Genomic DNA, 19372 nt, shown 5'->3' with positions numbered 1-19372 from the left:
GGCAAGGGCGGGGCATTTTCGCGTCCTGACGGTGTCAGACGGGAGCTCCAGGTTTTTTGTCGCTGGGCGTTCTTCGCGCGAACGAGGCCGCTTCGCTCGGAAGTGCTTCGACAAAGCGGGCTTTCGCTCTCGTCGTGGGCTGGCGTGTGAGTTTCGGAGCGCGTCGGCGTCGACCTTCATGACCGCTTCGGTGACGTGATCTTGGGCCGCTTGGGCTTGGAGGCAGGATGGACGCGCTTGGAATTCCCCCGGCGGCGGTTCGCGATGCGAACGCGCTGGAACTGGCCCGCGTGTGGATCGCCGAACAAGGGCTGCATTGCTCTCTGAAGGTGGGTCTCTATGCGGCGGACGGGGTCGACCGGGAAACGGCGGCTTGGGGGATCATCTTGGCCGACCTAGCCGGACACGTCGCCGATGCGCTGAGCGCCGAAGGCCTGGGATCGCGGGCGGACCTGCTGGACGCGCTGGTCGAGCGCTTCAACGATGAAGCGGCCGAACCTTCGTCCGAACGGACAGGCGGGCGTGGACGCGAGGCGATCTGATGTCGCGCAACGCGGTTCCTCGGCCCGATGGCCGGTGGCGAGCCGATGCTTCGGGCGCGCGGGGCGACCTCCGGTGACCTTGGTCGCGGGGGCTGGCGTCTCGCGAGCCGCCGCGTCGACGGTCGTGTCGGCGGTCGGCCGCCAAGAGCGCGCCGGTCGATTGAATCTGAGAGGAGGAGAAGGCCCATGGCCAGACATGAGGGCGGCTGCCAGTGCGGCGCGGTGCGCTACGCGGTCGAGGTCGCGCTGGATAACCTGATCACCTGCAACTGCTCGCGATGCGGCAAGCTGGGATCGGTGCTGGCCTTCGCGCCGGCCTCGGCGTTCGAGCTGAAGCAGGGCCAGGACGCCCTCACAGAATACCGCTTCAACACCCACAAGATCGCGCACCTGTTCTGCCGGACCTGCGGCGTCCAGTCGTTCGGCCGCGGCCTCGGGCCGGATGGGACCGAGATGGCGGCGATCAATGTCCGCTGCCTTGACGAGGTGGACGTCTTCGCCCTGGAACCGCACCGGTTCGACGGCAAGTCGCGCTAGGCGCCGTGGACTCCAAGGAGTCCCGTCGGGCGTGGATCATGATTCAAGACCGCCTTTGAGGAGGCGGTCTTGAGCGTGATGGATCGTTTGGAGTCGAGCCACGCCCGTTGGCGACGGATGGCGGGGCTGATCATTGGTCGCTTTGATCAGAAAGGCTCGACGGGTCGTGACAGCGGGACGTTCGTGGAGGACGCCCTAGGACCGTTCGCACCGGCTCGCCCTGGCGCGACCTTCCGAGGCGTTCGGCGACTGGAACGGCGCCTTCCACCGGTTCGGCCGCAGGAGCCAGAAGGGCGTATGGCGGCGGATTTTCGAGGCGATGTCCGATGATCCGGACTTCGAGCCCCTAATCGTCGACGCCACCATCGTCCGCGCCCACTGCGCGCCAGCGGAGCCCAAAAGGGGAGCTGAAGACCAGGCCTGGAGGCTCTTGCGGGGGCCTGAGCACCAAGGTCCACGTGGCCGTCCGCGGCCTGGGCCAAATCGGCACGCTTCATTCCGACCCAGGATCGTAGGGCGACGCGCCACGGGCGGCCGCCTTGATCGCGAGCCGCCCGCGTCATGGCCGACACCGACCCTTTGCGCCAAACCATCGCCGACAAGGACGCCGTCATAGGCGGTGTCGCCCATGATGAGCCGGGCGGACAGTCCCTCGATCAAAATGCCGACTTGGGGCGCGTCGCCGCGATGTCCGGCGGTCAGGATGAAGCGGATCGGCTGACCAGGCCCGCGCGATCCATAGAGGGCGGCGCGACCCGGAGCTGGCCGCCGCCGATCGCTGCGTGCCCAGCCCGCACCCCGCTCTGGTCCAGGTGGAGCCCAGGCCTCAGGCAGGCGAAGGCGTTGCGATCCAGGCGCCCCGGGCAGATCGGTCAGCAGGGGCGCATCGATAGCAGAACCCACGTGGGGGATGGTCTGCAGCAGGGCCGCGCGGGTCCGTGGACCCCGCGGCTTCGCCTGGAGCCGGGCCTCGATCCGGGGCCGTCCTGGACGACAACGCGATCCTGTCGGCGGCTGTCGGCGACGGCCTCGTCCAGAGCCTGCTTGAGACGGGTCTTCTCGCTGGCTGCGTCTCCACTAAAGCATCGCGCGGAAAAGTGGGCGCCGGTTTTCCGCAAAAGCGCTGCGAAAACAAAAGTCTAGAGCAAGTCGCGCGGTTCCTATATCGCGCGACTTGCTCTAGCTGACTGCGGATGGATAGGGCGCGGATCTCGAAGGCCTTGGCGCTGGGAACAAGGCGTGCCGCGCGCGACCAGCCCTACGTCCAGCTGTCGATCATGACCGCAGGCCTTCGGCCGTGCGCAGAGCTGCGATCCGTGGGGTCGGCCAGCCGGCCTCGAAACCGGTTTCGGCCAAGCCGCGCGCCCGGCGCGCCCCTTGGTCGTCGATCGACTCCGACGCCGCCTGGCTTACACCCTCGCGCCCGCGGCAAACCACCAGGCTCGCAAATCAGCCGAGACGTTGGCGATCCGAAACGCCTTGTCGGCGGGGCAGGGGCTTCGGGAGCCGCCAGGTCGGCGCTGTAGACCACTCGGATGGGGCTTCTCGGATGTGATCGGAACCGGGCGCCAGGCGCGGGCAGGGAGCCTTCTACCAGGCGCTGGCGCGGCCGTTGGCCAGGCCGGCGCGGCCGAGGCGGCGCTTGGCGGCCTTGCCGCAGCCGACGATCATCGGCGCGTCCGCCCCGCGCAGCAGCGGCAAATCGTCGAGGCTGTCGGTATAGGCATAGGCCCAGCGCGGACCATGGCCCGCCTCGGCCAGGGCCTGGCACTTGCGCTGGTGACGGCAATGGATGTCGGCGACCCAGCCGCCGGCCCGGCGCTTGAGCGAGGTGCCCAGCACGATGATCGGCCGGTCCAGCGGGGCGATCAGGGCCTGGGCCAGGAGGGTCGGGGCGGCGGTGACGACGACGACCTCGTCGCCGCCGGCGAGATGAGCGTCGAGGGTCTCGACCCCGTGGCGGCGCCAGCGAAGGGGCAGGGCGTCGGCATGGAAACGGGCGGCGAAATCGGCGCACGAGTCCCGCAGCGCCCGCTCGTCCAGTCCGACCGTGGCGATCCACAGCAGGATCGAGGCTCCGGCCTGCCGGGTGCGCGGCGCGATCACCATCGGGACGGCGACCGGCGCGACCAGCAGCGTGGTCAGCAGGCGGGGAACCGAGCGGCAAGCCCGGTCCCATAGCCATAGCGCCGTGGAATCGCCGTCCAGCAGCGTGCCGTCCAGATCGAACACCGCGAGCATGAGCCACCTCTACCCGTCACGGCAGGCCAAGCGGCTCCCACCCAGCCGTCGGACCTGAGCCATCAGACACGATCTCTGTGTCAGAAACGCATGACGATTGCGGTTCGCCTGTGGACAGATCGGGTTCATTTGTGGGCCTGCGCCGATCGAAGTCGCCATGCGAGCCGCCCGATGGACCGTCTCGCGACCGCCCGCCTGATCGCCGAGCGCCTGGACGAGCGGGATCTGCCCGACCTGGTCGCCTTGCACCTCGGTTCGGCCGTCTCACGTTATCTGGGCGGGATATCCGACCCGCGGAGGCGACAAGAGCCTATCTGGCGGCCAATCTGGCCCATTGGGACCGCCACGGCTTCGGACTGTGGATCGGCGCACGCCCGACAGCGCCTTCGTGGAAAGCACCGGAATTCGGTCGTTGACGGTGGAAGGCGTTCCGGAGATCGAGATCGCCTACGCCCTGGCGCGCGGCGTCTGGGGCCGGGGATATGCCGGCGAGATCGCGGAGGCGCTAGTCGAACATGCGCTGGACCGCTAGCCCTGCCGTCCCCGGTCGGGGTGGTCATGATCGACCACGGCGCCTCGCGCCGGGTGCTGGAGCGGGCGGGGTTCGCGTTCGAGCGCGAGGTGATCCACGCAAGAGAGCCCCGCGCGCTCTACCGCCTGAGCCGGCCGGAAGACGCGACGGCGGCATGACCTTGCCGGGCCGGCGGCCCGACGGGCAAGGTTCAGGCGTCTAAGGGCTTGCTTTTTGGTCCGTTCGCGCCTATCTGCGCGGCCATTCCACACGTGGACGTGCGGCGACGCCGGGGAGACATCCCGTCGTTACCGTTCCGGTCCCGGTCCGAATCGTCGGAGCGGGGGTGTCCACGGAGGTTCAACCGGAAGAAGGAGACCTATCATGGCGCTTCCCGAATTCTCCATGCGTCAGCTCTTGGAAGCTGGCGCCCACTTCGGCCACCAGACGCACCGCTGGAACCCGAAGATGGACCGCTACATCTTTGGTTCGCGTTCGAACATCCACATCATCGACCTGTCGCAGTCGATCCCGCTCCTGCACCAGGCCCTGGTGAAGGTGCGTGAAGTCGCCGCCGCCGGCGGCCGCGTGCTGTTCGTCGGCACTAAGCGCCAGGCCAGCGACCCGGTCGCCACGGCCGCCAAGCGCTGCGCCCAGTACTATGTCAACCACCGCTGGCTGGGCGGCACCCTGACCAACTGGCGCACCGTTTCGGGCTCGATCGCGCGCCTGCGCGAACTCGAAGGCGTGCTGGGCGGCGACGGCTCGGGCCGTTCCAAGAAGGAACTGCTGCAGCTGACCCGCGAGCGCGACAAGCTGGAACTGTCGCTGGGCGGCATCAAGGACATGGGCGGCATCCCCGACATCATGTTCGTGATCGACACCAACAAGGAAGCGATCGCGATCCTGGAAGCCCGCAAGCTGAACATCCCGGTCGTCGCCATCCTCGACACCAACTGCGATCCGGACGGCATCACCTATCCGATCCCGGGCAACGACGACGCCGCCCGCGCCCTGCAGCTGTACTGCGACCTGATCGCCGACGCGGTGCTGGACGGCCTGGCCGCCGGCCAAGCCGCCTCGGGCGTCGACCTGGGCGCCTCGGTGGCCCCGATCGAGCCGACCCTGGCGCGCGAACTGACCCCGGAACCGGTGGCTGAAGCCGCCGCGCCGGAAGTCGCCGCCGCTGAAGTCGCCGAGCAGGAAGCGGCGTTCGAAGCCGCCGCTGCTCCGGCCGCCGTCGAAGCCGCTCCGGAAGCCGCTCAAGAAGCGACCGCCGAAGCGATCGAAGCCGTCGCCGAAGAGCCGGCCGCGAGCTAATTTTCCGATCGCCGGATCGGGATTTCGGTCTCGATCCGGTCTTCGTGAACCTGACATGCGACCGGGCTATCAAGCCCGGTCGTAATTTTGTTTCACGCGTTTCTCCCGCCGAACCGGTCTTGGTCGCGGTTGGAAGCGCTCTGACGTTTAATGGAGGAACTCATGGCTGAAGTGACCGCTGCGCTGGTGAAAGAGCTGCGCGAAAAGTCCGGCGTCGGCATGATGGACTGCAAGAAGGCCCTGGTCGAAAACAACGGCAACATCGACGCGTCCATCGACTGGCTGCGCGAGAAGGGCCTGTCCAAGGCCGCCAAGAAGGCCGACCGCGTCGCCGCCGAAGGCCTCGTGGGCATCGTGGTCCGCGCCGAAGGGGCGGGGATGACCGCCGCCGCCGTCGAGGTGAACGCCGAAACCGACTTCTTGTCGCGCAACGAACTGTTCCAGAACGCCGTGCGCAAGATCGCCAGGGCAGGCCTGGACAACGAGGGCGTGGACGCCATCGGCGCGGCCACCACGCCCGACGGCGAAGTCGTGTCGGATTTGCTGACCCACCTGATCGCCACGATCGGCGAAAACATGGTGCTGCGCCGCTCGGCCAGGTTCGCCGTGGCTGAAGGCGCCGTGGCGACCTACATCCACAACGCGACGGCCCCGGATCTGGGCCGCATCGCCGTGCTCGTGGCCATCGAAGGCGCTGGCGACCAGGCCAAGATCGTTGAGCTGGGCCGCAAGATCGCCATGCACGTGGCCGCGACCGCCCCGCTGTCGCTGTCGCCGGACGATCTGGACCAGGCCGCCATCGAGAAGGAGCGCCAGATCTTCACCGCGCAGGCGCTGGAGTCGGGCAAGCCCCCGGCCGTGGTCGAGAAGATGGTCGAAGGCCGCATCCGCAAGTTCCTGGAAGAAGTCGTGCTGCTGAAGCAGGCTTTCGTCATGAACCCGGACCAGACCGTCGAGCAGCTGGTCGCCGAAGCCGGCAAGGAACTGGGCTCGCCGCTCACCGTGAAGGGCTTCGTTCGCCTGGCCCTGGGTGAAGGCGTCGAGAAGGCTCCGGAAGGCGATTTCGCCGCCGAAGTCGCCGCCATGGCCGGCCAAGCCTAAGCCTCGTTCGCCGCCCATCGCTCTTCTGGCGGGGCGGCGAACGAGACCGCCTATGAAAGGCGCGGCGCGCATCGAGCGCGCGCCGCGCTTTTTTTTGCGCCCCGGTCGTGCACCTGCACGCGATCTGGCCGGTTTAAGCCCGGAAAACCGATCCCACTTTTTCGGAACGCGCACTATGTTGCGTCCCGACGACTCAGGAAGAGCCTCCGCATGTCCGAAGCCCAGCACAGACCCTATCGCCGAGTGCTTCTGAAGGTTTCGGGCGAGGTGTTGATGGGCGACACGCCCTACGGCATCGACACCAAGACCGTCGAATCGGTGGCCGAGGACATCCGCGAGATCGTCCAGTCCGGCGTCGAGCTGTGCCTGGTGATCGGCGGCGGCAACATCTTCCGCGGCATGGCCGGCGCGGCCAAGGGCATGGAACGCTCCAGCGCCGACTACATGGGCATGCTGGCCACGGTCATGAACGCCCTGGCCATGCAGGACGCCCTGGAGCGTATCGGCGTCTCCACCCGCGTGCAGTCGGCCATCCCGATGGCCACGGTCTGCGAGCCCTACATCCGCCGTCGCGCCCAGCGGCACCTGGAGAAGGGCAGGGTGGTGATCTTCGCCGCCGGCACCGGCAACCCGTTCTTCACCACCGACACCGCCGCGGCCCTGCGCGCCGCCGAAATGCAGTGCGACGCCCTGTTCAAGGGCACCAGCGTCGACGGCATCTACAGCGCCGACCCCAAGAAGGACTCGGCCGCCAAGCGCTACGACACGCTCACCTACATGGACGTTCTGGCCAAGGACCTGCGGGTCATGGACGCCTCGGCCGTGGCGCTGATGCGCGACAACAACATCCCGATCGTGGTCTTCTCCATCAAGGGACGCGGCAACCTGTTGAACGTCCTCAAGGGCCAGGGAACGTACACCGTCGTTTCCGGCGACCGCGCCGCTTAATTTCCCAGCGAAGAGAGCCCAAGCCATGGCCACCGCCGAAAAACCCGTCCTGTCCCGCTACAAGGACCGCATGGACAAGTCCGTCGTCGCCCTGAAGGAGGAGTTCGCCTCCCTGCGCACGGGCCGCGCCTCCGCCAGCCTGCTGGACCAGGTGATGGTCGAGGCCTACGGCTCGCCGACCCCGCTGAACGCGGTGGCCTCGATCAGCGTGCCCGAGCCGCGTCAGATCAACGTCAACGTCTGGGACAAGGGGGTCGTCGTCTCGGTCGAGAAGGCGATCCGCAATTCGGGCCTGGGCCTGAACCCGGTCGTGGAAGGCCAGAACCTGCGCATCCCGATCCCGCCGCTGACCGAAGAGCGTCGCAAGGACCTGGTGAAGATCGCCGGCAAGTACGCCGAGCAGCAGAAGGTCGCGGTCCGCAACATCCGCCGCGACGCCAACGACGATCTCAAGAAGGCCGAGAAGGCTTCCGTCATCAGCGAAGACGAGCTGAAAAAGATGGAAACCGAGGTCCAAAAGATGACCGACGAGGCCATCAAGCGGGTCGACGAGGCCTTGAAAACCAAAGAACAAGAGATCATGCAGGTTTAGCATCGACCTGCGTTGTGGGGGAGATGAGGGAAGGCTGAAGCGCATGGCGCCGACGACCGGCCTGCAGGATGTCTCGACGCGCGCCGGGGGCGCCAAGTCGGGCCAATCCCTGCATGTGGCCATCATCATGGACGGCAACGGCCGTTGGGCGAAGCGGCGCAACCTGCCGCGCGTCCTGGGCCATCGGGCTGGCGTCAACGCCCTGAAGCGGACCGTCGAGGGCGCCGCGCCCCTGGGCGTGGGTGTGATGACGGTGTTCGGCTTTTCCACCGAGAACTGGAGCCGTCCGCCGCAGGAGGTGTCGGAACTGATGGGCCTGCTGAAGGCCTATCTGGAGTCCGACCTCGAGCGCCTGGCCCGCGAGGGCGTGAAGGTGCGGATCATCGGCCGCCGGACGGGCCTGGCCCCCGACGTGCTGGATGTCATCGAACGAGCCGAGCGCCGCACCGCCCACAACGACGCCTTCCTGCTGCAGGTGGCCTTCAACTATGGCGGCCGGGCCGACATCGCCGACGCCGCGCGCGCCTTCGCCGAGGCTGTGGAACGGGGCGAGGCCCGGGCGGCCGATCTGGACGAGGCGCTGTTCGAACAGCGGCTGTCGACGGCCGGGGCCCCGGCTCCGGACGTCATCGTGCGCACCAGCGGCGAGCAGCGGATCTCCAATTTCCTGCTTTGGGAATGCGCCTACGCCGAACTCGTGTATCAGGACGTTCTTTGGCCGGACTATGGGCCCGAACACCTGGCCGCCGCGTTGACGGAATATCGCAGCCGCGACCGTCGCTATGGAGGTATCGCCGTCGATGACGTCGCCGTCGCCGGCTAAGCGTTTCAACTGGAGCAACCTGCGGATCCGTGTCGCCTCGGCCACGGTGCTGGTGCCTACGGTCGTGGCCGCCGTCTGGTTCGGCGACGTCTGGTACCTGGGCCTGATCCTGGTGGGCGTCGCGTTGCTCGCTCGAGAGTGGGCCGAGATGAGCGCCCGGCGGTCCGTGCTGGGCGTGGCGCTGGCGATCGGCGCGGCCGTGGCGATCTCGGTGATCGTCGCTTTCCGCGGCCACTACTACATCACCTGGCCCGTAGTGGTCGTCGGGGCCCTGGCCGCGGCGTCGATGGCGCGGGGGGCGGTCGAGCGGCGGGCCGACGCGGCCTATGGCGTGATCTATATCGCGCCGGCGGTGATCGCGATGATCTGGCTGCGCCGGATGGAGGCCGGCCTGTCCTGGACCCTGCTGATGTTCACCGTCACCTGGTTCGCCGACATCTTCGCCTTCGCGACGGGCAGCCTGCTGAAGGGCCCCAAGCTGTGGCCGCGCTTTTCGCCCAACAAGACATGGTCGGGCTTCTTCGGCGGACTGGTCGCCGCCTCGCTGGGCGCGGTCGGCATCGTCGCCCTGTCCCAGGCGCTGCCCGCCTTGCCGGACCTGCACCTGGCCTGGCCCGTGGCCGCCGCGATCGGCCTGCTGGGCGGCCTGGCCACCATGACCGGCGACCTCTGGGAATCCATCCTCAAGCGTCGGTTCGGCGTGAAGGATTCGGGCGACCTGATCCCTGGCCACGGCGGCATGCTGGACCGCGTCGACGGCCTGATGTTCGCGGCGATCGTGGTCGCCGGCGCGCGCCTGCTCGACCAGTGGGGGTGGCTGCCTTGACCCACACCCGCCCGGGCGAGGCCCGCAAGGTCGTGGTGCTGGGGTCGACGGGGTCCATCGGCGTTTCGACGCTGGACCTGTTCGAACAGGCCGACGTCCACGTCGAGATCCTGGCCCTGACCGCCGGCCGCAACGTCGAGAAGCTGGCGCAGCAGGCCCTGCGCTGGCGGCCCCAGGTGGCGGTCATCGACGACGAGACCTGCCTGCCGCGGCTGCGCGAGCGCCTGGCCGGGTCCGGCGTGCGGGCCGCCGCCGGACCCGCCGCGGTCTCCGAGGCCGCCGCCATGGGGGCGGACTGGGTGATGTCGGCCATCGTCGGCGCGGCGGGGCTGGCCCCGACCCTGGCCGCCGCCCGCACCGGCGCGGTCATCGCCCTGGCCAACAAGGAAAGCCTGGTCTGCGCCGGACCGGCCCTGCTGGCCATCGCCCGCGAGGCCGGCGGCTCGGTGATTCCCGTCGATTCCGAGCACTCGGCGATCTTCCAGGTGCTGCAGCGCGACTGTATCGACCAGGTATCGCGCCTGATCCTGACAGCCTCGGGCGGTCCCTTCCGCACCTGGGACAAGGCCGCCATGGCCAAGGCCACGCCGGAGCAGGCGGTGGCCCACCCCAACTGGTCGATGGGCGCCAAGATTTCGGTCGATTCCGCGACGATGATGAACAAGGGCCTCGAGATGATCGAGGCGTCCTACCTGTTCGAGACCCCGCAAGAGCGCATCGACGTCGTGATCCACCCGCAGTCCGTGATCCACAGCCTCGTCGAATACGCCGACGGCTCGACGCTGGCCCAGCTGGGCCCGCCGGACATGCGCAGCCCGATCTCCTGCGCCTTCTCCTGGCCCCAGCGCCTGTCCTGGCCCGCCAAGCCCCTGGACCTGGCCGCCTACGGCCAGCTGACCTTCGAGGCGCCGGACCTGGACCGGTTCCCGTCGATCGCCATCGCCCGCGAGGCCCTGCGCCTGGGCGGCGGCGCGCCGGCCGCGATGAACGCCGCCAACGAGGTGGCCGTCGCGGCCTTCCTTGACCGGCAGATCGGCTTTCTGGATATTGCCCGCGCGGTGGCGGGGACACTTGAGCGCATGAACGGCCTGGGCGAGCTCGCCGACAGCCACGGCGACGCCCTCGACAGCGCGATGATGACCGACGCCTCGGCTCGCCGCATTGCGGCCGAGGTTGTCGGCCAAAACCGTATCTAGAGACTGACCGGGGAGTTGGGCGCCACCTTATGATTGGGTTTTTGACGGGCCTTCTTGCGTTCGTGTTCGTGCTGTCCGTCGTCGTGACAGTGCACGAACTCGGCCATTTCTGGGCCGCGCGAGCCTGTGGCGTGGCGATCGACTGCTTCTCGATCGGCTTTGGTCCCAAGATCGTGGCCTGGCGCGACAAGACCGGCGTCGAGTGGCGGATCGCCGCGATCCCGCTGGGCGGCTACGTGCGATTCTCAGGCGACGACAACGCCGCCAGCGTGCCTGACGGCAGCGACCTAGCCGTCCTCAAGCGCGAGATCGCCAGCCGGGAAGGCGAGGCGGCCGTTTCGCGCTACTATCATTTCAAGCCCGTCTGGCAGCGCGCGATCATCGCCGTCGCCGGTCCGATGGCCAATTTCGCCCTGGCGATCGCCGTGTTCGCCGTCTTCGCTGTGACGCTGGGCGAATATCGCCATCCGGCGAGAATCGACACAGTTCCGGCCGACGGCCCGGCGGCGGCGGCCGGGTTCAAGCCGGGCGATCTGGTCACCAAGGTCGACGGTCGCCGGATCAAGACCTTCGAGGAGCTCAGCGGCTACGTCATCCTGCGGGCGCGCCTGCCTATCGACTTTACGGTCGAGCGTGGAGGCCAGACCGTGCATCTGGTGGCCACGCCGGTCCAGGTCGAGGTGGTGGACAAGATCAACGGCCGCATGAAGATCGGCCGGCTGGGCGTGGGCAATGTCAGCAAGCCCTATCACTATCGCTCGTCGATCTGGCGCGCCATTCCCGACGCCACCGTGCAGGTCTGGGACCAGATCAGCACCATCGGCTTCTATCTTGGCCGTCTGGTCACGGGCCAGATCTCGGCCGACCAGATCAGCGGCGTGATCGGCATCGGCCACGCGGTCGGCGCGATGGCCTCGGCCACGACGGTCGACGCGCCCGACATCCAGACTCTGCTGCTGCGCTTCTTCGTCGGCCAGATGATCATGGTCGCCACCCTGTCGGTCAGCATCGGCTTCATGAACCTGCTGCCCATACCGGTGCTCGATGGCGGCCATTTGCTGATGTACGCCTACGAGGCGATCGCCAAGCGACCGCTGAAGGCCGAGTTCCAGGCGGCCGGCTTCAGAGCGGGGCTTGCCTTGATCCTTGGTTTCATGCTGTTCGCGGCCTGGAACGATCTCCATCGCTACGACGTGTTCAAATTCATTGGCGGCCTGTTCTCGTGACCTGTTCTCGTGAGCTGGCCGTCCGTCCATGATTGGTCCCATGAACAAAATTCGCGCCCATAGCGCCGCGTTCGCCACCGGCGTTGCGCTTCTTCTCGGTTCCACGGCGCTGACCGCGCCGCAGGCGGCCCTCGCCCAGGCCCAGGCCACGGGCGTGGTGCAGCGCATCGTGGTGCAGGGCAACGAGCGGATCGAGCAAGGGACCGTGCTGTCCTACCTGCCGATCCAGCCGGGCGAGACGGTCGACCCTCAGCGCCTCGATCTGGCGCTGAAGACCCTGGCCCGCACCGACCTGTTCGCCGACGTGAAGATCGAGCTGCAGGGCGGCGACCTGATCGTCAAGGTCGTCGAGAACCCGATCATCAACCAGGTGGTCTTCGAGGGGAACTCGGCGCTCAAGGAAGACAAGCTGAAGGACGAGGTCCAGATCCGTCCGCGCGGCATCTTCACCCGCGCCAAGGTCCAGGCCGACGTCCAGCGCATCATCGAGCTGTATCGCCGCTCGGGCCGCATCTCGGCGACCGTGACGCCCAAGGTGGTCGAACTGCCGCAGAAGCGCGTCGACCTGGTGTTCGAGATCAGCGAAGGCCCCAAGAGCGGCGTGCTGGGCGTCAACTTCCTGGGCAATGTCGAATATTCGGACAACGACCTGAAGGACGTGATCGTCACCAAGGAGTCGCACTGGTACAAGTTCCTGACCAGCAACGACAACTACGATCCGGACCGGATCGAGTACGATCGCGAGCAGCTGCGCAAGTTCTACCGCAACCGCGGCTATTTCGACTTCCGGGTCGTGGCCTCGGTCGCCGAGCTGGCGACCGACAAGAACGGCTTCGCGGTCACCTATACGATCGACGAAGGCCCCAAGTACAAGTTCGGCAAGGTCACCGTCGAAACCGAGCTGAAGAAGCTGGACGGCAACCTGCTGGCCCAGATCCTGCCGATCCGCGCCGGCCAGCTGTATGAAGACGAGAAGATCGAGCAGGCCACCGACGCCCTGACCTTCGCGGCGGGCGCGGCCGGCTTCGCCTTCGTGGACGTGCGTCCGCGCTACGTGCCCAACCACGAGAACAACACCGTGGACGTGGTGTTCTCGGTACGGGAAGGCCCGCGCGTCTACGTCGACCGGATCGACATCGTCGGCAACACCCGCACGCTGGACTATGTGGTGCGCCGCGAGCTGGAAGTGGCCGAGGGCGACGCCTACAACCGGGTGCTGGTCGACCGCTCGAAGAACCGCGTCCGGGCCCTGGGCTTCTTCAAGGACGTCGACATCGAGGAGGTGCCGAGCGCCCAGCCGGACCGCACCACCCTGCGGGTCAAGACCGAGGAGCAGCCGACCGGCGAACTGTCGTTCAGCGCCGGCTACAGCTCGGTCGACAAGCTGGTGCTGGACGTCGGCATCACCGAGCGCAACTTCCGCGGCCGCGGCCAGAACCTGCGGGCCCGCGTCTCGGTCGGCTCGCTGCGCCAGCAGATCGACTTCGGCTTCACCGAGCCGCGCTTCCTGGGCCGCGACCTGCGCGCGGGCCTGGACCTGTATTCATATCGCTACGACCTCAGCGACTACGCCGCCTACGACACGGAATCGACCGGCGGCACGCTGCGCCTGGGCTTCCCGCTGACGCAGAACGCCTCGATGGGCCTGCGCTACCAGCTCCGCCAGGACAAGGTGAGCGTCGCGGACAATCTCTGCGCCAGCGGGTCGGTGTCCGACATCCTCTGCCTGCAGCGCGGCTCGTACATAACCTCGCTGTTCGGCTACAACCTGCGGCTCGACAAGCGCAACGACCCGATCCAGCCGACGCGCGGCTGGTTCGCCGACCTGAGCCAGGATCTGGCCGGCTTCGGCGGCGACACCAAGTATCTGAAGACCGAGACCGACGCCGGCTGGTACTGGGGCTTCAACAAGGACTTCATCTTCAGCGCCACCGGTTCGGCGGGCTATATCGAAGGCTGGGGCGGCGACAACATCCGCATCAACGACCGCTTCTACAAGGGCGGCAGCTCGTTCCGCGGCTTCGAGATCGCCGGTATCGGCCCGCGCGACACGACGACGCAGAGCAGCGCCCTGGGCGCCAAGCTGTACGCCATCGGCACGTTCGAGCTGACGGTCCCGACCTTCCTGCCCGAGCAGTACGGGATCAAGGCCCGCCTGTTCAGCGACTTCGGTACGGCCGGCCAGCTGGACGACGTCGACCGCCTGACGGCGGGCGGCGAGATCAACAAGAACATCAAGGACGACCTGGGCCTGCGGGCTTCGGCGGGGTTGAGCATCGACTGGAAATCCCCCATGGGGCCCATCACGTTCGATTTCAGCCATATTCTCGCTAAAGATGACTACGACAGGACCGAGACCTTCCGGTTCTCCACCTCCACAAGGTTTTAATAAGCATGACCCCCAAGTTCCTCGCCGCGACCGTTTCGGGTCTGGCCGCTCTCGCCACGGCGTCGGGCGCCTTCGCCCAGGCCACGCCTCCGACGGCCCCGGCCGCGCCGCCGGTCACCCACGGCGCGCCGATCGCCGGCGTCTGCATCTTCTCGAGCCAGGGCGCCGTCGCCCGCTCGCAGGTGGGCAAGGCCGTCGACGCCCGCCTGAAGACCATCATCTCGCAGGTCAACGCCGAACTGAACGCCGAGCGGACCAGCCTGGAAGCTGACGCCAAGGCGTTGGACGCCAAGCGGGCCACCCTCGACCAGAGCGCCCTCGAACAACAGGCCGCCGCCCTGCAGGTGCGCGGCAACGCCTTCCAGCGTAAGGGCCAGCTGCGCCAGCGCGAAGTCGAGGCCACCGAGCAGAAGCAACTGGCCCGCGTCTATCAGGAACTGGACCCGGCCATCCGCCAGGCCTACCAGGCCAAGACCTGCTCGATCCTGATCGAGCGCGAGTCGGTGCTGCTGGGCAATCCGGCCATGGACATCACCGACGCGGTCGTCACCGCCGTCGACGCCCGCATCAAGACCCTGACCTTCGATCGCGAACGTCTGGACCAAGCGGCTCCGGGGGCTCAAGCTCTGCAGCCGACGACTCCCAAGAAGTAGTCGAGTCGGCCCGGGCATGACGCCCGGGCCGCTCACGAGAGGACCGATGCCGGACCCGCGCTTTTTCGAAGACCTGGGTCCGGCGACTCTCGCGGAACTGGCCAGCCTGAGCGGTGCTCGGCTGGCCGATCCGGCCGACGGCCGTCACCTGATCTCGCACGCCGCGCCGCTCGAGAGCGCCGGCGCGGGCGCCATCACCTTTCTGTCCGATCCTCGGCGCCTGGCCGACCTGGCCGGCCTGGAGGGCGCGGCCTGCTTCCTGCGGCCGGAACACGCCGACCAGGTCCAGGTCCAGGCGCGAGCCGCCTACATCCTGTTGCTGACAAGCCACCCGCAGGCCGCCTGGGCCGCGGCGGCGCGGCGGCTGCACGCCCCCCGCCGCCACGACGGCGCGCAGCACATCCATCCCGACAGCCACCTGGAGGAGGGCGTGACCCTGTCTCCCGGCGTGGTCGTCGGCCAGGGCGCGCGAATCGGCCGGGGGACCTATCTGGCTCCTGGCGCGACGATCGGCCCTGGCGTGGCCGTGGGCCGCGACTGCCGGATCGGGGCCAATGCCGTGATCGGCTTCGCCCTGGTCGGCGATCGGGTGTCGATCCATGCCGGGGCGGTGATCGGCGAAGCCGGATTCGGCGCGGCCGGCGGGCCCGGCGGCGTCGTCGACCTGCCGCAACTGGGCCGGGTCATCCTGCAGGACGGGGTGACGATCGGCGCCAACAGCTGCGTGGACCGCGGCGCGTTCGGCGATACGACCATCGGCGAGAACACCAAGATCGACAATCTCGTCCATGTCGCCCACAACGTCCGGCTGGGTCGTAACTGCGTCGCCGCCGCCTTCACGGGCATTTCCGGCAGCACCGTGGTCGGCGACGGGGTCGCGTTCGGCGGAAAGGCCGGCGTGGCCGATCACCTGACGGTCGGCGCGGGCGCCCAGATCGGCGCCTCGGCGTCGGTCTTCAAGGACGTGCCGGCCGGCGAAACATGGACTGGGTTTCCGGCGCGACCGCTGAAGCGGTGGCTCCGAGAGACCGCATGGCTGTCGCGCAAGGCGGGCGGCCGGGGAACCAAGGGGCTAGAATGAGCCAATCCAAGACCGAAGAGCCCCAGGCCAGCGAGGCTATGGCCGCCATCGACATCGCCGAGATCCTCGCCAGGATCCCGCACCGCTATCCGTTCCTGCTGGTCGACCGGGCCGAGGCCTATCGCCCGCACCAGTCGATCGTCGGCATCAAGTGCGTGACGATTAACGAGCCGTTCTTTCAGGGCCATTTCCCGGGCAATCCGGTGATGCCCGGCGTGCTGATCATCGAGGCCCTGGCCCAGACCGGCGCGGTGCTGATGAGCAAGTCGCTCGAGGTCGACACCGAGGGCAAGACCATCTTCTTCATGTCGGTCGACAACGCCCGCTTCCGCAATCCCGTGCGGCCCGGCGACGTGATCCGCATGGAGGTCGAGGTGGTCCGCGCCCGTTCCAGCATCTTCAAGTTCAAGGGCGTGGCCAAGGTCGGCGACAAGGTCGCGGCCGAGGCCGAGTTCGCGGCGATGGTGGTGGAGACGCCCAAGGCATGACCCAGATCCACCCGACGGCCATCGTCTCGCCCGGCGCCCAGCTGGGCCAGGGCGTCGAGATCGGCGCCTTCTGCACCGTGGGCCCCCAGGTCCAGCTGGGCGACGGCGTGCGGCTAGTCTCGCACGTGGTGATCGAGGGCGCGACCCAGGTCGGCGCCGGCACGGCCGTCCACCCGTTCGCCGTGCTGGGCGGCGCGCCCCAGCACCTGGCCCACAAGGGCGAGGACACCCGCCTGGTGATCGGCGAGCGCAACATCATCCGCGAGCACGTCACCATGCACGCCGGCACGGTGGGCGGCGGCGGGGTGACCACGGTCGGCTCCGACAGCCTCTACATGGTCGGCGCCCACGTGGCCCACGACTGCGTGGTCGGCGACCGCGTGACTTTCGCCAACAACGCCACCCTGGGCGGCCACGTGGTGATCGGCGACTTCGTGTTCATGGGCGGCCTGTGCGCCGTCCACCAGTTCACCCGCATCGGCCGCTACTCGTTCGTCGGCGGCGGCGGGGTGGTGACCAAGGACATCATTCCGTACGGCTCGGTGTGGGGCAACCACGCCCACCTGGAGGGCCTGAACCTGGTCGGCCTCAAGCGGCGGGGCTTCACGCGCGAGGCGATCAACGCCCTGCGGGCCGCCTACCGCCTGCTGTTCGCCGACGAAGGCACCTTCCAGGAGCGCCTGGACGACGTGGCCGAAACCCACGCCGCGACGCCCGAGGTGATGGAGATCGTCGACTTCATCCGCGCCGACGCCAACAGGCCGTTGTGCCTGCCCGAGCGCGAGGTCTAGGCCATGCGCAAGCTTGGTCTGATCGCGGGGGGCGGCTCCCTGCCGGTGGAACTGGCCCAGCATTGCGAGGCGGCCGGCCGGCCGTTCGCCGTGATGCGGCTGAAGTCGTTCGCCCTGCCGGTGCTGGCCCGCTATCCGGGCGTCGAGGTCGGGCTGGGCGAGTTCGGCAAGGTGTTCAAGGCGCTGCGGGCCGAGGGCTGCGAGGCCGTGTGCTTCGCCGGCGTCGTCGAGCGGCCCGACTTCTCGGCCATCAAGCCGGACCTGCGCGGCCTGACCGTGATCCCGGCCCTGGTCAGCGCCGCCCGCAAGGGCGACGACGCCCTGCTGCGCCGTCTCCTGGCCGAGTTCGAGAAGGAAGGCTTCGCCATCGAGGGCGCTCACGAGGTGCGGGGCGAGATGACCCTGCCGCGCGGCGCCCTGGGCCAGCACGTTCCCAAGGACGCCCATGTCGCCGACATGGACCGGGCCCTCGACGTGGCGCGGGCCATCGGCGCGCTGGACGTGGGGCAGGGGGCGGTGGTCTGCAACGGCCTGGTCCTGGCGGTCGAGGCCCAGGAGGGCACCGACGCCATGCTGCGCCGGGTCGCCGACCTGCCGCACGCCATCCGCGGCAACGCCGAGGCGCCGCGCGGCGTGCTGGCCAAGGCCCCCAAGCCGATCCAGGAGACCCGGGTCGACCTGCCCACCATCGGCGTGGCCACCATCCAGCGCGCGGCCCGCGCCGGCCTAGCCGGCGTGGTCGGCGAGGCCGGCCGCCTGCTGATCGTCGACCGCGAGCAGGTGATCGCCTGCGCCGACGACCTGGGCCTGTTCGTGTACGGGGTCGAACCACGGGCCGACGCATGAGCCCCGGCGGTCCGCCGAAGCCAGGGCCGCTGACCGTGATGCTGGTGGCGGCCGAGGCCTCGGGCGACGCCCTGGGCGCCAAGCTGGCCCGCGTGCTGCGCCGGCGCCTCGGCGCCGACAAGGTGCGCTTCGTCGGCGTCGGCGGCGCCAAGATGGCCGCCGAGGGCGTCCAGAGCCCGTTCGACATCGCCCAGCTGTCGATCCTGGGCATCGTCGAGAGCCTGAAGGCCTATCCGCGCGCCATGGCCCGCCTGAAGGACACCCTGGCCCTGGCGGCCCGCGAGACGCCCGACGTGGCGGTGCTGATCGACAGCTGGGGCTTCAACATCCGCCTGGCCAAGGCGCTGCGGAAGCAGCATCCCGGCCTGCCGCTTGTCAAGTACGTCGCCCCCCAGGTCTGGGCCTATCACGCAAGCCGCGCCAAGGACCTGGCCGGGGCGGTGGACCTGCTGTTGTCGATCCAGCCGATGGACAAGCCGTATTTCGACGCCGCCGGCCTGGCTAACGTCTTCGTCGGCAATTCGGCCCTGGCCCACGACTTCAGCCGCGCCGACCCAGCCAGACTGCGCGCCGCGATCGGCGCGCGTCCCGGCGAGCCGGTCCTGCTGGTGCTGGCCGGCAGCCGGCCGTCGGAGATCCAGCGGGTCATGCCGCCGTTCGAGGACGCGGTGCGCCGCCTCAAGGCCCAGCGGCCGGACCTGCACGTCGTCGTGCCCGCCGCCTCGACCGTGGCCGAGTCGGTCAAGGCCCGGGTCGCGGCCTGGCCGTTCCGGGCCCATGTCGTCGAGGACGAGGCGCTGAAGGACGACGCCATGGTCGCCGGCACGGTCGCCCTGGCCTGCAGCGGCACCGTGACCACCGAGCTGGCCCTGGCCGGCTGCCCGATGGTGGTCGGCTACGTCACCGGCAAGATCACCTACGCCCTGCTCAAATCGATGTTCAAGCCGCGCTGGGTGACCCTGTTCAACATCGCCGCCGACGCCACGGTCGCGCCAGAACTGCTGCAGGACGCCTGCACCGGCCCGGCCCTGGCGGCCGAGGTCGCCCGACGGCTGGACGACCCGGCCCTGCGCGCCGCCCAGGTCGCCGCCCAGAACGCCGCCCTGGACAAGATGGGGCGCGGCATGCCCGACCCCTCCGAAGCGGCCGCTTCGGCGCTGCTGGACTTCCTGAGGGCGCGCGGGCGGATCGTCTAGCCGCCGCGCCTGCGCCGATCCGTTAAGCAAGCCTTTAAGATCCGCTTCACGGCTCTCGCCTAGGG

The 19372-nt window shown here is 68.6% G+C and carries 20 protein-coding genes and 1 pseudogene; 20 read left to right on the top strand and 1 reads right to left on the bottom strand.

What is annotated here, in order from left to right; all coding sequences use genetic code 11:
• Positions 1-227 precede the first annotated feature (227 nt).
• The 3 genes and pseudogenes from ACSQ2G_RS00285 to ACSQ2G_RS00275 form a co-directional block, all read left to right on the top strand.
• Positions 228-542, top strand: a complete 315-nt coding sequence (locus ACSQ2G_RS00285) for a DUF5076 domain-containing protein (protein ID WP_436027316.1) — start codon at positions 228-230, stop codon at positions 540-542.
• Between the two features lie 186 nt (positions 543-728).
• Complete coding sequence (locus tag ACSQ2G_RS00280; protein WP_436027315.1) at positions 729-1079, top strand: GFA family protein; 351 nt, start codon at positions 729-731, stop codon at positions 1077-1079.
• Positions 1080-1157: 78 nt separating this feature from the next.
• Positions 1158-1691 (top strand): annotated as a pseudogene (locus ACSQ2G_RS00275) (transposase); the annotation flags it as partial.
• Between the two features lie 978 nt (positions 1692-2669).
• On the opposite strand, the gene ACSQ2G_RS00270 reads toward ACSQ2G_RS00275, so the two are convergent.
• Positions 2670-3320, bottom strand: a complete 651-nt coding sequence (locus ACSQ2G_RS00270; RefSeq protein ID WP_436027314.1) for a haloacid dehalogenase-like hydrolase — start codon at positions 3318-3320, stop codon at positions 2670-2672.
• Between the two features lie 412 nt (positions 3321-3732).
• Between ACSQ2G_RS00270 and ACSQ2G_RS00265 the strand changes: the two genes are divergently transcribed.
• The 17 genes from ACSQ2G_RS00265 (at position 3733) to lpxB (ending at position 19307) form a co-directional block, all read left to right on the top strand.
• Positions 3733-3852, top strand: coding sequence for a GNAT family N-acetyltransferase (locus tag ACSQ2G_RS00265; RefSeq protein ID WP_436027313.1), 120 nt, complete (start codon positions 3733-3735; stop codon positions 3850-3852).
• A 26-nt stretch (positions 3853-3878) separates the two neighbouring features.
• Positions 3879-4010, top strand: a complete 132-nt coding sequence (locus ACSQ2G_RS00260; protein WP_436027311.1) for a hypothetical protein — start codon at positions 3879-3881, stop codon at positions 4008-4010.
• A 205-nt stretch (positions 4011-4215) separates the two neighbouring features.
• Positions 4216-5151, top strand: coding sequence for a 30S ribosomal protein S2 (rpsB, locus tag ACSQ2G_RS00255; protein ID WP_310081358.1), 936 nt, complete (start codon positions 4216-4218; stop codon positions 5149-5151).
• A 162-nt stretch (positions 5152-5313) separates the two neighbouring features.
• Positions 5314-6252, top strand: coding sequence for a translation elongation factor Ts (tsf, locus tag ACSQ2G_RS00250; RefSeq protein WP_436027310.1), 939 nt, complete (start codon positions 5314-5316; stop codon positions 6250-6252).
• Between the two features lie 210 nt (positions 6253-6462).
• A complete protein-coding gene (gene pyrH, locus ACSQ2G_RS00245; RefSeq protein ID WP_436027309.1) occupies positions 6463-7200 on the top strand; it encodes a UMP kinase in 738 nt (245 codons plus the stop codon).
• Positions 7201-7225: 25 nt separating this feature from the next.
• Complete coding sequence (gene frr / locus ACSQ2G_RS00240) at positions 7226-7792, top strand: ribosome recycling factor (RefSeq protein ID WP_310081352.1); 567 nt, start codon at positions 7226-7228, stop codon at positions 7790-7792.
• A 43-nt stretch (positions 7793-7835) separates the two neighbouring features.
• Positions 7836-8615, top strand: coding sequence for a polyprenyl diphosphate synthase (uppS, locus tag ACSQ2G_RS00235; RefSeq protein ID WP_310081350.1), 780 nt, complete (start codon positions 7836-7838; stop codon positions 8613-8615).
• Positions 8593-9441 carry a phosphatidate cytidylyltransferase gene (locus tag ACSQ2G_RS00230; protein ID WP_436027308.1) on the top strand — a complete coding sequence of 283 codons (849 nt, stop codon included), beginning with the start codon at positions 8593-8595 and terminating at the stop codon, positions 9439-9441. The genes uppS and ACSQ2G_RS00230 overlap by 23 nt, the downstream gene beginning before the upstream one ends.
• Entirely contained in the window at positions 9438-10637 is a 1200-nt protein-coding gene (locus tag ACSQ2G_RS00225; RefSeq protein WP_436027306.1) for a 1-deoxy-D-xylulose-5-phosphate reductoisomerase, read from the top strand. The genes ACSQ2G_RS00230 and ACSQ2G_RS00225 overlap by 4 nt, the downstream gene beginning before the upstream one ends.
• 41 nt (positions 10638-10678) lie before the next feature.
• Positions 10679-11863 carry a M50 family metallopeptidase gene (locus tag ACSQ2G_RS00220; protein WP_436027305.1) on the top strand — a complete coding sequence of 395 codons (1185 nt, stop codon included), beginning with the start codon at positions 10679-10681 and terminating at the stop codon, positions 11861-11863.
• Between the two features lie 28 nt (positions 11864-11891).
• Positions 11892-14252 carry an outer membrane protein assembly factor BamA gene (gene bamA / locus ACSQ2G_RS00215; protein WP_436027304.1) on the top strand — a complete coding sequence of 787 codons (2361 nt, stop codon included), beginning with the start codon at positions 11892-11894 and terminating at the stop codon, positions 14250-14252.
• 5 nt (positions 14253-14257) lie between these two features.
• Positions 14258-14905: an OmpH family outer membrane protein gene (locus ACSQ2G_RS00210; protein WP_436027303.1), complete on the top strand. Its 648-nt coding sequence runs from the start codon at positions 14258-14260 to the stop codon at positions 14903-14905.
• A 46-nt stretch (positions 14906-14951) separates the two neighbouring features.
• Positions 14952-15986, top strand: coding sequence for a UDP-3-O-(3-hydroxymyristoyl)glucosamine N-acyltransferase (lpxD, locus tag ACSQ2G_RS00205; RefSeq protein WP_436027302.1), 1035 nt, complete (start codon positions 14952-14954; stop codon positions 15984-15986).
• 38 nt (positions 15987-16024) lie between these two features.
• Positions 16025-16474: a 3-hydroxyacyl-ACP dehydratase FabZ gene (fabZ, locus tag ACSQ2G_RS00200; protein ID WP_310081758.1), complete on the top strand. Its 450-nt coding sequence runs from the start codon at positions 16025-16027 to the stop codon at positions 16472-16474.
• Positions 16471-17265: an acyl-ACP--UDP-N-acetylglucosamine O-acyltransferase gene (gene lpxA, locus ACSQ2G_RS00195; RefSeq protein ID WP_436027300.1), complete on the top strand. Its 795-nt coding sequence runs from the start codon at positions 16471-16473 to the stop codon at positions 17263-17265. The genes fabZ and lpxA overlap by 4 nt, the downstream gene beginning before the upstream one ends.
• A gap of 3 nt (positions 17266-17268) precedes the next feature.
• Positions 17269-18111: a UDP-2,3-diacylglucosamine diphosphatase gene (gene lpxI, locus ACSQ2G_RS00190; protein WP_436027299.1), complete on the top strand. Its 843-nt coding sequence runs from the start codon at positions 17269-17271 to the stop codon at positions 18109-18111.
• Complete coding sequence (lpxB, locus tag ACSQ2G_RS00185; RefSeq protein ID WP_436027298.1) at positions 18108-19307, top strand: lipid-A-disaccharide synthase; 1200 nt, start codon at positions 18108-18110, stop codon at positions 19305-19307. Before lpxI ends, lpxB begins: the two co-directional genes overlap by 4 nt.
• Positions 19308-19372: the final 65 nt, after the last annotated feature.

This window comes from Caulobacter sp. LjRoot300 (assembly GCF_964253875.1).
GTDB lineage: Bacteria > Pseudomonadota > Alphaproteobacteria > Caulobacterales > Caulobacteraceae > Caulobacter.
Note: the sequence above shows the minus strand (reverse complement) of the source record. Positions and strands in the feature narration are given on the sequence as shown.

Bases quoted from the DNA above. Each gene is read 5' to 3' on its own strand.
- rpsB (WP_310081358.1), top strand. From the start codon at position 4,216: ATGGCGCTTCCCGAATTCTCCATGCGTCAGCTCTTGGAAGCTGGCGCC.
- lpxA (WP_436027300.1), top strand. From the start codon at position 16,471: ATGACCCAGATCCACCCGACGGCCATCGTCTCGCCCGGCGCCCAGCTG.
- pyrH (WP_436027309.1), top strand. From the start codon at position 6,463: ATGTCCGAAGCCCAGCACAGACCCTATCGCCGAGTGCTTCTGAAGGTT.
- ACSQ2G_RS00280 (WP_436027315.1), top strand. From the start codon at position 729: ATGGCCAGACATGAGGGCGGCTGCCAGTGCGGCGCGGTGCGCTACGCG.
- lpxI (WP_436027299.1), top strand. From the start codon at position 17,269: ATGCGCAAGCTTGGTCTGATCGCGGGGGGCGGCTCCCTGCCGGTGGAA.
- ACSQ2G_RS00285 (WP_436027316.1), top strand. From the start codon at position 228: ATGGACGCGCTTGGAATTCCCCCGGCGGCGGTTCGCGATGCGAACGCG.
- lpxD (WP_436027302.1), top strand. From the start codon at position 14,952: ATGCCGGACCCGCGCTTTTTCGAAGACCTGGGTCCGGCGACTCTCGCG.
- ACSQ2G_RS00270 (WP_436027314.1), bottom strand. From the start codon at position 3,320: ATGCTCGCGGTGTTCGATCTGGACGGCACGCTGCTGGACGGCGATTCC.
- ACSQ2G_RS00230 (WP_436027308.1), top strand. From the start codon at position 8,593: ATGACGTCGCCGTCGCCGGCTAAGCGTTTCAACTGGAGCAACCTGCGG.
- uppS (WP_310081350.1), top strand. From the start codon at position 7,836: ATGGCGCCGACGACCGGCCTGCAGGATGTCTCGACGCGCGCCGGGGGC.
- ACSQ2G_RS00260 (WP_436027311.1), top strand. From the start codon at position 3,879: ATGATCGACCACGGCGCCTCGCGCCGGGTGCTGGAGCGGGCGGGGTTC.
- bamA (WP_436027304.1), top strand. From the start codon at position 11,892: ATGATTGGTCCCATGAACAAAATTCGCGCCCATAGCGCCGCGTTCGCC.
- frr (WP_310081352.1), top strand. From the start codon at position 7,226: ATGGCCACCGCCGAAAAACCCGTCCTGTCCCGCTACAAGGACCGCATG.
- tsf (WP_436027310.1), top strand. From the start codon at position 5,314: ATGGCTGAAGTGACCGCTGCGCTGGTGAAAGAGCTGCGCGAAAAGTCC.
- fabZ (WP_310081758.1), top strand. From the start codon at position 16,025: ATGGCCGCCATCGACATCGCCGAGATCCTCGCCAGGATCCCGCACCGC.
- lpxB (WP_436027298.1), top strand. From the start codon at position 18,108: ATGAGCCCCGGCGGTCCGCCGAAGCCAGGGCCGCTGACCGTGATGCTG.
- ACSQ2G_RS00210 (WP_436027303.1), top strand. From the start codon at position 14,258: ATGACCCCCAAGTTCCTCGCCGCGACCGTTTCGGGTCTGGCCGCTCTC.